At 62.3% G+C, this 12,405-nt stretch carries 13 protein-coding genes; 7 read left to right on the top strand and 6 right to left on the bottom strand.

Features of this window, described 5'->3' with window-relative positions; genetic code table 11:
- Positions 1–95 precede the first annotated feature (95 nt).
- Positions 96–1,070: an alpha/beta hydrolase gene (locus tag LB513_RS15020; RefSeq protein ID WP_224664280.1), complete on the bottom strand. Its 975-nt coding sequence runs from the start codon at positions 1,068–1,070 to the stop codon at positions 96–98.
- 86 nt (positions 1,071–1,156) lie between these two features.
- Entirely contained in the window at positions 1,157–1,978 is an 822-nt protein-coding gene (locus LB513_RS15015) for an SDR family oxidoreductase (protein ID WP_224664279.1), read from the bottom strand.
- A 224-nt stretch (positions 1,979–2,202) separates the two neighbouring features.
- Between LB513_RS15015 and LB513_RS15010 the strand changes: the two genes are divergently transcribed.
- From LB513_RS15010 to LB513_RS14990, 5 genes are all read left to right on the top strand, one after another.
- Entirely contained in the window at positions 2,203–3,237 is a 1,035-nt protein-coding gene (locus tag LB513_RS15010) for a cysteine synthase A (RefSeq protein WP_224664278.1), read from the top strand.
- Positions 3,237–3,980, top strand: a complete 744-nt coding sequence (locus tag LB513_RS15005) for an alanyl-tRNA editing protein (protein WP_224664277.1) — start codon at positions 3,237–3,239, stop codon at positions 3,978–3,980. Before LB513_RS15010 ends, LB513_RS15005 begins: the two co-directional genes overlap by 1 nt.
- A gap of 34 nt (positions 3,981–4,014) precedes the next feature.
- Positions 4,015–4,866: a 3-mercaptopyruvate sulfurtransferase gene (gene sseA, locus LB513_RS15000; RefSeq protein ID WP_224664276.1), complete on the top strand. Its 852-nt coding sequence runs from the start codon at positions 4,015–4,017 to the stop codon at positions 4,864–4,866.
- Positions 4,867–4,871: 5 nt separating this feature from the next.
- Positions 4,872–5,435 carry a GNAT family N-acetyltransferase gene (locus LB513_RS14995; RefSeq protein ID WP_224664512.1) on the top strand — a complete coding sequence of 188 codons (564 nt, stop codon included), beginning with the start codon at positions 4,872–4,874 and terminating at the stop codon, positions 5,433–5,435.
- 150 nt (positions 5,436–5,585) lie between these two features.
- On the top strand, positions 5,586–6,053 hold the full coding sequence (locus tag LB513_RS14990) for a DUF1203 domain-containing protein (protein WP_224664275.1): 468 nt from the start codon (positions 5,586–5,588) through the stop codon (positions 6,051–6,053).
- Positions 6,054–6,360: 307 nt separating this feature from the next.
- Here LB513_RS14990 and ald read toward each other — a convergent pair whose 3' ends face one another.
- A complete protein-coding gene (gene ald, locus LB513_RS14985) occupies positions 6,361–7,476 on the bottom strand; it encodes an alanine dehydrogenase (RefSeq protein WP_224664274.1) in 1,116 nt (371 codons plus the stop codon).
- 155 nt (positions 7,477–7,631) lie between these two features.
- Between ald and LB513_RS14980 the strand changes: the two genes are divergently transcribed.
- Positions 7,632–8,105, top strand: a complete 474-nt coding sequence (locus tag LB513_RS14980; RefSeq protein ID WP_013531467.1) for an Lrp/AsnC family transcriptional regulator — start codon at positions 7,632–7,634, stop codon at positions 8,103–8,105.
- On the opposite strand, the gene LB513_RS14975 is transcribed toward LB513_RS14980, so the two are convergent.
- Complete coding sequence (locus LB513_RS14975; protein WP_224664273.1) at positions 8,106–8,741, bottom strand: 5-formyltetrahydrofolate cyclo-ligase; 636 nt, start codon at positions 8,739–8,741, stop codon at positions 8,106–8,108.
- Positions 8,742–8,916: 175 nt separating this feature from the next.
- Here LB513_RS14975 and LB513_RS14970 point away from each other — a divergent pair, with 175 nt between their 5' ends.
- Positions 8,917–10,182: an NAD(P)/FAD-dependent oxidoreductase gene (locus LB513_RS14970; RefSeq protein WP_224664272.1), complete on the top strand. Its 1,266-nt coding sequence runs from the start codon at positions 8,917–8,919 to the stop codon at positions 10,180–10,182.
- A gap of 57 nt (positions 10,183–10,239) precedes the next feature.
- Here the strand turns inward: LB513_RS14970 and LB513_RS14965 are convergent, their stop codons facing one another.
- A complete protein-coding gene (locus tag LB513_RS14965) occupies positions 10,240–11,496 on the bottom strand; it encodes an SAM-dependent methyltransferase (RefSeq protein WP_224664271.1) in 1,257 nt (418 codons plus the stop codon).
- Between the two features lie 58 nt (positions 11,497–11,554).
- Complete coding sequence (locus tag LB513_RS14960; protein WP_224664270.1) at positions 11,555–12,400, bottom strand: DUF1365 domain-containing protein; 846 nt, start codon at positions 12,398–12,400, stop codon at positions 11,555–11,557.
- Positions 12,401–12,405 lie beyond the last annotated feature (5 nt).

The following is a 12,405-nucleotide window of genomic DNA, read 5'->3' as shown; positions in this document are numbered from 1 at the left end:
CGCGCTTCGATCTGCCGGCCCAGGGCCGGCTGACCGGCCGTGAAAGACAAAGGCGAGGGCGGCTGAAGCGATTCAGCCGCCCTTTGCGCGCCGTCCTATTTCACCACCGCTTCGATCCACACCACGATCCTTTGCGCGAGAAAGGCCGTGGTCGATGGCGACAAGGCATCACCTGCAATGACGTGATTGTCGGGATCGCCCGTGGTTTCGATCGGAACCAGTTCGTGCCCGCCGCCCCAGCGCGCGGCGATCTCGCGGGTGCGCTCCGCCCGCACGATCTTGTCCGAATCCGAAAGGATGAACAGGGCAGGGATCGTCGCCTTTTCCACCGGCGCACCATAGGCAAGCTCGGTCAGGGCCTGCATGGGCAGTGTCGCGGCGATCGGATAGCTGTGAGTCCAGAATTTCTCGTGCAGCGCGTTGCGCGGCACGAAGCCGCGTTCGGTGCCAGCGACAAGCTGGGCGATCTGCTGGCCCCAAGGCTTTGTCAGGATTTCGGCTCCGGATGTCCTTACGCCGAAATTCGGCGAGATAAACGCGATCGCCGCCACCCCGTTCGAGCCGCCCGGTTGCGTTGCAGCCCATGCCGCCAGCGAGCCACCTGTCGAGGTCGAGATGACGATGACCTTGTCGCCGATGGCCCGGCCGATGGCAATCGCCTCCTCATAGTCGTTGATCCAGGCATTGACGCTGCCTTGCGTCATCGCAGCGCCGTCCTGCCCATGGCCGGTCAGCCTGGTGTAAAAGAGGTTGGCGTCCAGTTGGTCGGCCACATCGTCGGCCAGTGGCCGGATCTCGCCCTTCGATGCGGAAAAGCCGTGGATATAGACGATCGCGAGCGGCGTCCTGGCATGAACCATCGGGTTCGCCCAGACGATCTCCTTCTCTAGCCCGTCGCGAATACCGGGAACCGCGGCTTCCACCCTTGCCACATAGGCCTGTGGATCGTCACCGATAGCCGCTGGATCGAAACGGATCGTGGTGTCCACTGGGACGCGTGGACCGAGCACGTAGGCGAGTGCAAGGAAAACGACCACGCCCAGTACGGCAAGCACGACCAGTCGCCCCATCGCGAGCTCCACGCAACAATGTCTCAACTACGACCGCACCCATAAACAGGCAATTCGCGGTCAGCGGGTGGGGCGGGCCGACCGCGCTATTCGCTTGGCGGCTTGCGGTCGTAATGCAATGGTCGTGCCTTCCACCCGGTCATGACCCCGATAACCCATTGGCACACCGGTCTAGGCATCAGCTCAAGCAGTTTCAGCGGCCAGCTGGTCCGGCGAGGGAAACTCACTTCGAAGCCGCCGGACTTGATGCCTCGCGCCATGCGGCGCGACGCGCGGTTCACGGGCATAAGTCCCGGCATCGGCAGCATGTTCTTGGCTGTCAGCGGCGTGTCTACGAAGCCGGGATTGCAGACTTGCATCCGCACATTCATCTTGTCGAAATCGTACTGCAGAGATTCGGCCAGGATATTGATCGCTGCCTTGGTGCCGCCATAGGCAGCCGTGGTCGGCCAGCCGAAATAGGCCGTGACCGATCCAACCAGGACGATGTGGCCGCGGCCGCGAACGCGCATGCGTTCCACGACAGGCACCAGGCCGTTGATGATGCCAAAATAATTGACTTCGAAGGAGCGGCGAAAATCGTCGACGAGAAGTGCCTCTCCGGGGGTGGATATATAATTCCCGGCGTTGAAGACAGCCAGCACGATGGGGCCGAGTTGCTTTTCAATGTCGGCGACCGTTCTTGCCATGCGCGGCTCGTCGGTGACGTCGCAGGGGAAGGCGGTGACACTGCCGGGCATCTGCGCGGTCTCGACAACAAGCGTGTCGATCGGCTCGTTGTCCAGCGCCGTGACCGCCACGGCGAAGCCGTCCGACGCAAGATCCTTGGCCAGCGCGCGGCCGATACCGCTGCTACCCCCGGTGATCCAGGCGACGCCGTGCTTCGGGTTTGCCCGATAGAGTGTCATGCTGCGCCCTGTGGACTTCTGCTTGCCTGCTCTAGCGATGAAGGAATCGAATGAAAAGGGGGCTTTTGAAGGCCGGATTGAAATGAACGGTGCAGGACCATAATGGCTTCGTGCCGCAGCGGCGCACCGTGCGCGTTGGAAAGCGACTGGACCAGGCAAATTCTTGCCTTGAAACCGATGCATCGGGTTTCTAGGGTTTCGCGCACCTCCAGAAGGAATCCCGAATGAACCGTTCTGTGATCGACGTGATCGGCAACACGCCTCTGATCCGCCTCAACAAGGCCTCCGAAGAAACCGGTTGCGAGATCCTCGGCAAGGCTGAATTCATGAATCCCGGTCAGTCGGTCAAGGATCGCGCTGGTCTGTTCATCATCCGCGATGCCGAGCAACGCGGTTTGCTGAAGCCCGGCGGCGTCATCGTCGAGGGAACGGCCGGAAATACCGGTATCGGGCTGACCCTGGTGGCCAAGGCGCTCGGCTACCGAACCGTCATCGTCATTCCCGACACTCAGAGTCAGGAAAAGAAGGATACGATCAAGCTGCTCGGCGCGGAGCTTATCGAGGTGCCAGCAGTGGCTTACAAAAATCCGAACAACTACGTGAAACTGTCGGGACGGCTGGCCGAGCAGCTGGCGAGGACGGAGCCGAACGGTGCCATCTGGGCCAACCAGTTCGACAATACGGCAAACCGCGATGGCCACATCCGCACCACGGCCGAAGAGATCTGGAGCCAGACCGGCGGCAAGGTGGATGGCTTCGTTTGCGCCGTCGGCTCGGGTGGTACGCTGGCCGGGGTCTCCAGAGGGCTGAAGGGAAAGAGCAAGGACGTCAAGATCGCGCTTGCCGATCCGCTGGGCGCCTCGCTCTACAATTTCTACACCAGCGGCGAGCTGAAGGCCGAGGGCAGCTCGATCACCGAAGGCATCGGGCAGGGGCGCATCACCGCCAATCTCGAAGGTTTCACGCCTGACTTCTCCTTCCAGATCAGGGACGAGGAAGCGTTGCCGATCGTTTTCGACCTGATGCAGGAGGAAGGTCTTTGCGTCGGAGGCTCGACCGGCATCAACATTGCCGGTGCGATCCGCCTGGCAAGGGAACTTGGCCCCGGCCACACCATCGTGACTATTCTTTGCGACTATGGCACGCGTTACCAGTCGAAGCTGTTCAACCCGGATTTCCTGCGCGAGAAGAATCTGCCGGTCCCGCATTGGATGGAAGAGCGGAGCACCATTTCGGTGCCGTTCGAAGAGGTCGCTTGATGGCTTACAAGACGGAAGCCCTGTTTCGCGATGATGCCTATCTGCGCAGGGCTGACGCGACCGTCCTTGGCGTGAACGACCGTGGCGGTATCATTCTCGACAGGACGATCTTCTACGCGACGTCGGGTGGCCAGCCAGGCGACACGGGCCGTCTCGAACGCGCAGATGGCAGCGTCATCGTCATTGCCGCCACCATCACCGGTGAGAGCAAGGAGGAGATCATCCACGTTCCGGCGCCGGGCCAGGCGCTGCCGGCGGTGGGCGAGAAGGTGGCGCTCGCGATCGACTGGGAGCGGCGGCATCTGTTGATGCGCATGCATACGGCCTGCCATTTGCTCACGGTCGTCTGCCCTTTTCCTATAACGGGCGCTTCCGTGTCGGAAGATGACAGCCGTGTCGACTTCGACATTCCCGATGCCAGCTTCAGCAAGGAAGAGGTCACGGCGAGCCTGATGGATCTGGTGCGGGCCGATCATCCCGTCTTCACCAGGCTGATCACCGACGACGAACTGGCGGCCAACCCCGGCCTGGTGAAATCCAAGAACGTGCGTCCGCCGGTTGGCACCGGTAAGATCCGTCTGGTCTGCATTGGCGACAACGGCGGGGTGGACAGCCAGCCATGTGGCGGCACGCATATCAAAAGCATCGGCGAAGTCGGTGAAATCCATATCGGCAAGATCGAGAAGAAGGGTCGTGAGAACCGCCGCTTCCGAATCCGTTTTGGCCCGATGCCGACGGCCTGACAAACGACGGACCCCAGCAAAGCAGGAGAGACGAATGGCCGAAGACAGTCCTTTCACCGTCGATGCAGACTGGCTGCAGGACCGACTGGGCCAGCCGGGTCTGGAGATCATCGACGCGTCCTGGTATCTCCCCGCGCAGAACCGCGACGCGCGCGCCGAATATGAGGCGGCGCATATTCCAGGCGCCCGGTTCCTTGATCAGGATGCGATTTCGGATCCGGATTCCCCCTTGCCGCACACCCTGCCAACGCCGCAGCATTTCGCGCAATATGCCGGCGCAATGGGCATTTCGGCCGAAGACACGATCGTTGTCTATGATGGTCCGGGCTTCTTCGCCGCGCCGCGGGCATGGTGGATGTTGCGGGTGATGGGCGTCTCCCAGGTCTACGTCCTGGAAGGCGGTCTCGACGGCTGGAAGGCCGCAGGACGGCCGGTAACGGCGGAGCCGACCAAGATCGCGCCGAACGTTTTTCACGCCGATTTCAACGCCGGTCGCGTGGCCGGTCTGGCCGATATGCGGCGGGTTGTCGGAACCGGCGAAAGCCAGATCGCCGATGCGCGTGGGCCTGGCCGCTTCACGGGAGCCGAGCCCGAGCCCCGCGCCGGGATTCGATCCGGCCATATGCACGGCGCGTACAATGTTCCCTATTCGGCGCTTTCGGAAAATGGCGTGCTCAAATCCAAGGACGGCCTCCGCAAGGCCATCGAGGAGGCAGGCATCGATCTGTCCAAACCGATCATCACCTCCTGCGGTTCCGGCGTCACCGCCGCCGTGATCACGCTGGCGCTGGAAACGCTTGGTCATACCGACAACAAGCTCTACGATGGCTCCTGGGCGGAGTGGGGCTCTCTCCCGGATACGCCTGTGGTCACGGGCAAGGAATGACGACGATGGAAAACGGCACGCCGAGTGACATCGACGTCACCGTGACCTTTCTCGAAATGCATGTGCCGCCGGCCTACTCGCCGCCCGCGCCCTACAACCGCCAGATCGCGTTGCTTAAGACAAAGGAGATTCCTCTCCACTTTTACCGCTATCTGATGGACCGGGTGGGGCGAAAATGGCACTGGGTCAACGTGTTGAGACTGGATGACGACGAACTTTCCGCAGGCATACATCGCGAGGACCGCGACATCCGGGTGCTCTATCTCGATGGCGCGCCGGCCGGTTTTTTCGATCTCAAGCCGCATCTTCCGGACGAAGTCGAGCTAGCCTATTTCGGCATGATGGAGCACGCGACAGGCCAAGGCATAGGCCGCTGGTTCCTCGGTGCGGCGATAGCCGCCGCATGGTCGCATGGACCGCGGCGGGTGACGGTACAGACCTGCACGCTCGATCATCCCGCCGCCCTGCCGCTGTACCAGAAGCTCGGTTTCACGCCGGTGGCGCAGAAAAAGGAGACCGTTCGGCCCATGCCCTTTGTGGAACGTTCCGCCAGCGTCATGCGGCCCTGATCCGACAGGCTTCCAGCCGGCCTGTGGGCGAGGCTCGCATCCGTCAGGCAGGCCTGTAGATAAGCCCGCCCCTTATCGTTTGCACGAATCGGGTGGGAAGCACGGGCCCAAGGCAATAGTTTCCGGACAATCGAAACGGAGATTTCTGCCATGGTCTTCCAGTTCACAGCCCTACCCACCGCGCCTGTAAGGGCGTTGCAACGCGGCGAGCCTGACGCGTACGGCCGCACGCCGGAGCTCAAGATCTCGGATGGCGACGGCATGCCCTGCCGTCACTGCCTGAAAAACATCGCAGCCGGGCAAGGCTACCTTGTCCTGGCCTATCGGCCATTCCCCAAGCTGCAGCCCTATGCGGAGACCAGACCGATCTTCCTGCACGCCCAAGAATGCGAGCGAGCCGTCGCAGGCGACATGCTTCCCGAGATTCTTGAAAGTCCGGATTACATCGTGCGCGGCTACGACAGGGACGACCGCATCGTCTACGGCAGCGGCGGCGTTATCCCTACCGGGGCAATCGCGGCCCGGGCAGAGACCCTGTTTGAAAGCAGCAAGATCGCCTACCTGCATGTCCGGTCGGCGCGCAATAATTGCTACCAATGCAGGATAGAGCGAGCCTGACGGGCAAGAGCATCCTCACCCGAAACAGCTGTCGTACTCCCGTCGCATTGGCGCGCTAGAAAGCCATTGTCGATCGATTGGCCGACCGCGGATGAACCGGCGGCACATCTCGACGTCTAGGAAGCGGGGCCCTGGCTCCGCTTTTTTGTTGCCTTCGAGCGGCACAGAGCAAGAAGGTCGACCGGTCTGGCAGAAGAAGTCCGCCAGCGTAGCTGGCGGACTTGGAATGTTTGCTTTGAGGACGTCCAGGTCGAGCTTTGTCGCCGTGAACGCCGGCAGGTTCAGCGAGCTCGGCCCGGAGCGAGTATCAAGCCGCGAGGACGGCTTTTGGTTCGACGAGCTCGTAGCCAAGGGCTTCGGCGACCGCCCGATTGGTGATCTTGCCCTTGTGGACGTTGAGGCCGTTGCGCAGGTGATGATCGTCGATCAGCGCTTTCAGGCCTTTGTCGGCAAGCTGAAGGCCATAATGCAGCGTCGCATTGTTGAGGGCGTGGGCCGACGTCACCGGCACCGCGCCGGGCATGTTGGCGACGCAGTAATGTATGACGCCGTCAACCTCGTAAGTCGGTTCCGCATGGGTGGTGGCGTGCGAGGTCTCGAAACAGCCACCCTGGTCGATGGCGACATCGACCAGCACCGAGCCCTTCTTCATGCCGGAAAGCATTTCCCGCGTGACCAGCTTCGGCGCCGCGGCACCGGGAATCAGCACGGCACCGACGACGATATCAGCCGAAAAGCACTCTTCCTCGAGGGCCTCGACCGTCGAATAACGGGTGTGGACGCGTCCGGCGAACAGATCGTCCAGCTGGCGCAGCCGTGGGATCGAGCGGTCGATTATAGTGACGTCGGCGCCAAGCCCCGCCGCCATCCTGGCCGCATGCAGGCCGACGACACCGCCACCGAGCACCGTGACCTTGCCTGGCAGCACGCCGGGCACACCGCCCAGCAGCACGCCGCGGCCGCCATTGGCTTTCTGCAGCGCCGTCGCCCCGGCCTGAATCGAAAGACGTCCGGCGACTTCCGACATCGGCGCCAAGAGCGGCAGGCCGCCGCGCTCGTCGGTAACCGTCTCGTAAGCGATCGCGGTCACGCCCGAAGCAAGCAGGCCCTTGGTCTGCTCCGGGTCCGGCGCCAGATGGAGATAGGTGTACAGGATCTGACCTTCGCGGAGCTGCGCCCATTCATTGGGCTGCGGCTCCTTGACCTTGACGATCATATCCGACTTGGCAAACACATCGGCGGCGGTCTTGGCAATAGTAGCGCCGGCAGCGCGATAGGCATTGTCATCGGCGCCGATGCCTGCGCCCGCGCCCGTTTCGACCAGCACTTCATGGCCGTGGGCGACATATTCGCGGACGGAGCCGGGCGTCAGCCCGACGCGATACTCATGATTCTTGATTTCCTTGGGGCAGCCGACGCGCATTATTCTCTCCTGATCCGGCCCTATGGGCTAGTTCCCTGCAGCAGGGGATTGAACCACGAATCAATGTGCACGTCTTTGCGAATGCGGTTGCGCCGCCTTTCGGCTTTCGATAATCATTGCGTTATTTGCAGCAATTTTCGAAGGATTCACTAATAATGCCGCTCGATAGGATTGATATCGCCATTCTAGAGGCGCTGCAGAAGGATGGTCGAATTCCGAACGCGGCCCTCGCCGAGAAGGTCGGCCTGTCGCAGTCGGCGTGTTCGCGCCGGTTGGACAATCTGGAGAAGTCCGGGACCATCCGCGGCTACCACGCGCGTCTCTCCAACGCGGCTCTTGGTCACCAGATGACGGCGATCGTGCATATATCGCTGTCTGGCCAGTTCGAGAAAACCTTGTCCGATTTCGAGGCAGCGATCAAGCGCTGCCCAAATGTGCTGTCGTGCCACCTGATGTCGGGGGAGTATGACTACATCCTACGCATCGCGGCCAAGGATCTGGTCGACTATGAGCGCATCCACAAGGAATGGCTGTCGGCGATGCCGCATGTCACCAAGATCAACTCCTCCTTCGCCCTGCGCGAGATCGTCGATCGAACCGCGATGGGCATGAAGCCGGAGATGGCCTAGCTAGACCGCAGCCTCCGTGACCACCCGATCCATCGGGATATCATGCGGCTGCGGATGGATCGTCGCAATGCGCTGCAGTTCGTAGCCGACGCCGATGACCAGCGGCTTGACGGGCATCGCCGCCAGCGTCCGGTCGAAGAATCCACCGCCATAGCCCAGGCGGTAATTCGCGGTGTCGATGCCGACGATGGGCGAGATGACCACGTCCGGCAGCACAGGATCGCCCTCGGCCGGGATCGGGATGTTCCAGACGCCCTTGTCCAACCGGTCGCCGGGCACATAGGCGCGAAAGATCAGCGGCCGGCCGACCTCGATGACGACGGGCAGGGCGGTGCGGCCGCCCCGTTCATTGATCGACGCCATCCAGTGCCGCAAGTCCGGCTCGCCACGAAACGGCCAGTAGAGGCTGACCGTGCGGCCGGCAACGTCGCCGACGATGGCGTCGAGGCCCTCGGCGATGCGTTGCGACATGATGGAGCGCGTGTCTGCCGGCACTTCGAGGCGCGCTGCGATCAGTCGCTCGCGCTCGGCCTTGCGCCATCGTTTGATCTCGGCCCAGTCGGACATGGGCGCGCCATGCGACGAATAGTGCGATGAGCCATCGTTGTTCTGGGCGTCCTCATGATCGCTGGTCATCCTTACCTCCCGGATCTCGTTGCTGAAGCTATACAAGCTGCGGGCACGCGGCATGTGCATTCACTACATGGGACGACCGATGCCGCGCGTCTGATGCAGGACAGGCTTGCGTGGCGCGACGTTGTTGCGATGCACAACGGCACTACATAAAGCGCAGATAAATTGGACGAATGAGATGAGTGAAATCAACCATCAAGTCGTCGTCGTCGGCGCTGGGTTCGGCGGTCTCGAATTTACCCGTGCGCTGGCCGAGGCGCCGGTCCGGATCACCATGATCGACAAGCGCAATCACCACCTGTTCCAGCCGCTGCTTTACCAGGTGGCGACCACGGCGCTGGCCACATCCGAGATTGCATGGCCGATCCGGCACCTGTTGCGAAAACGCAGGGATGTGACCACGCTGCTCGCCAATGTCGTCGGTATCGACCGGCCCGGCAAGCGCGTGATGCTCGATGACGGCAGCGCGCTCGCCTACGATACGCTGGTGCTGGCCACCGGCGCGCGCCATGCCTATTTCGGCCATGAGGAATGGGAGCCGTTCGCGCCTGGCCTGAAGACACTGGAGGATGCCACCACGATCAGGCGGCGGATCCTGCTCGCCTTCGAGCAGGCCGAGCGCGAGACCGATCCCGTCAAGCGTCAGGCACTGCTGACTGTGGCGATTGTTGGCGGTGGCCCAACTGGGGTGGAACTGGCCGGCACGATCGTCGAGTTGGCACATGACACGCTGCGTGGCGAATTCCGCAACATCGATACACGCTCGATCCGGGTTGTCTTGATCGAGGCAGGCGATCGCGTCCTTGCCAATTTTGCGCCGGAGCATTCCGACTATGCCGAAAAGGCACTCGAAAGGCTGGGGGTGACGATCGAACTCGGCAGGGCCGTGACGCGGTGCGACGCGGACGGGGTCGTCTTCGGCGACAAAGAACTGGCGGCGAAGACAATCCTGTGGGCCGCGGGCGTGGCCGCATCGCCGGCCGCCGAGTGGCTTGGCGCTGAAGCGGACCGGGCCGGCAGGGTGCTCGTGGCGCCCGATCTCACGGTGCCGGGCAATCCGGAGATTTTCGTCATAGGCGATGCGGCGCATGTTTTGCGACCGGACGGACGGCCCGTCCCCGGCGTTGCGCCTGCCGCCAAGCAGCAGGGCAAGCACGTCGCCGCCCTGCTGAAGGCGCGTCTGGCCGGCGACGCGACGCCTCGGCCGTTCCGCTACAGGCATGATGGCGATCTCGCCACCATCGGCAAGCGTGCGGCGGTCATCGATTTGGGCTGGCTCAAGCTGACCGGATGGCCGGCCTGGTGGCTGTGGGGAGTGGCCCACATTTACTTCCTGATCGGCTTTCGCAACCGACTTGCCGTTTCGCTAAGCTGGCTATGGATCTACGCGACGGGCCAGCGCAGCGCGCGGCTGATCACCCAGGGCGACGAGGACAAGGTCTGAGCTTCATCCGTCTTAGACCATTGCCAGGCGACCATCTCCGACGCGTCAAGCATCGACTTAGGCCTTGTAGATCACCTGGCGCACGTCGATGTAGCTCGCACGAAAGCCGGCTTCGCAATAGTGAAGATAGAACTCCCAGAGCTTCTTGAAGCGGTCGTCGAAACCCAGCGGGACGATCTTCTCCCAGGATCCCCAGAACCGTTCGCGCCATTCTGCAAGCGTGCGTGCATAGTCCTGCGGGAACACGCGCTCGCGGAGTTGGGAAAGGCCATGATCCCTGCCCAAAGCCTTGAGGATCGACGGCGTCGGCAACATGCCGCCGGGAAACACATAGCGCTGGATGAAATCGGGCCTGGCGCGATAGGTCTCATAGGAGTCTTCATTGATTGTGATGATCTGCAGTCCGGCGGTGCCGCCGGGTTTCAGGCACGACTTCATCTTGCTGAAGAACACGGGCCAGTATTTTTCGCCGACGGCTTCGAACATCTCGATGGAAGCAATGCGATCGTAAGTGCCTGTTTCGTCGCGATAATCCTGCAATTTGATGTCGACCTTTTCGCTCAGCCCAGCTTTCTGTATCCGGGCCTGGGCATAGTCGTGCTGTTCACGGCTGATCGTCAGGCCGGTGACGTGGCAGCCGATCTCGCGCGCCGCGAATTCGGCGAAACCGCCCCAGCCGCACCCGATCTCCAGCACATGATCGCGTGGTCCGATACCGGTGTCCTTGGCCAGCGCCCGGTATTTGGCCGCCTGTGCGCTTTCCAGATCATTGGCGCCGTTGGCGTAGAGCGCCGACGAATAGGTCATGCTCGGGTCGAGCCATTCCTTGTAGAAGGCATTGCCGAGATCGTAATGGGCAGAGATATTGCGCCGCGAGCCGGTGCGCGTGTTCTCGTTGAACCAATGGCGAATCCGCTGGACCGTGTTGATCAGCCAGCTTGCACCCCCGGCGATGCGTTCGCCGGTCGCCGAATTGACTACGAACAGTTCAAGGAAGCTGGTGACGTCAGGGCTTTCCCAATCGCCATCCATGTAGGATTCGGCAACGCCGATCGTGCCGCCGGAAAACGCACGGCCTGGCAGGCGCCAGTTCTTGAGAACAAGCTCCGCATCCGGTCCGGGCCCCTTGCCGCCAACGAGGACCGCGCGGCCGTCCGGCATCCGAACCTTGAGCGAGCCGCGCGGCAGGTTCATGGCTGCGGACAGGACCATGCGCGCCTTAGCCGGCAGGCCCTTGACGATCTCGGCGAAATTGAACTCGTCCAGCCTGATCGCTTCGCTCAACGCCGTGCCGTGATGTTCCCCGTGCGCCATTCCATGCCCCTGGATTTCCGTGTTCCGGCGCCGATCGCCCCGCCACGGTTCTCTTGGATCATTCGCCGGGTTCGAACGCCGTTGCCTGATCCCGGTAACTGACCGGTTCGGCGACGGGCGGGCTCGAACGAAAGCGCGCGCCCTTCAACCAGAGCTTCAGCGCTTCCCAGTGAATCCCGGCCACAATCTTCCACGTCATGAGGGGGAACTTCAAGAGGCAGCCTGCAAGCTGGGCTGTGCCAAGTGTTTTTCCCTCGCCTGCAAAGGTCGCCGACAGCAACGGTTCGCCCTTTTCGGTCTCATGGATACGCAGGCGAACGACCTTGCCCGGCGGCAATATGTGGAAATTGTAGCGCGCACCCATGTCGATGAACGGCGATACATGGAAGATCTTGGTGCGCGACTGGCGCACACCAGCTTGACTGACATCTCCCGCCTCGACCGGGGCCACGTAGGTGTGCCGCTGGCCGAAAGTATTGCGCACGGCGTAGATCATGGCGATGAGTCTGTCGGCCCTGTCGTAGCAGAAATAGACCGAGATCGGATTGAAGACGTAGCCCAGCATGCGCGGATAGGCGAGCAGCAGGATGCGCGCGGCGGGTTCCGTCAGTCCCGCGCCGGCGAGCAACCGGTCGGCAAAGGCCCGTAGCGTCTCGCCGGAGCGCTCGACATGGTCGCTTTCATGGAATGACGACAAGCCTCGGCGGTTGACGCCCAGCAGGAAGGTGGCGCGGCCAAGTTCGGCAAGTCGGTCGATGTCGACCAGCAAGGAAAAGACTGAGTAAGTGAAGCGGTGGCCGAACGGCTTCAGCCGGGCATGCATGACTTCGCCCGGATATAGCACGCCCGCCGCCCGCGGCGGCGGTCCGTTTTCCGCCATTGTCGAGACGCGCTGCCTGGTCATCGGTT

The sequence above is a fragment of the Mesorhizobium sp. ES1-1 genome (genome assembly GCF_020164785.1).
In the GTDB taxonomy this organism is placed as follows: domain Bacteria; phylum Pseudomonadota; class Alphaproteobacteria; order Rhizobiales; family Rhizobiaceae; genus Mesorhizobium.
This window is presented reverse-complemented; position numbering and strand designations above follow the sequence as displayed.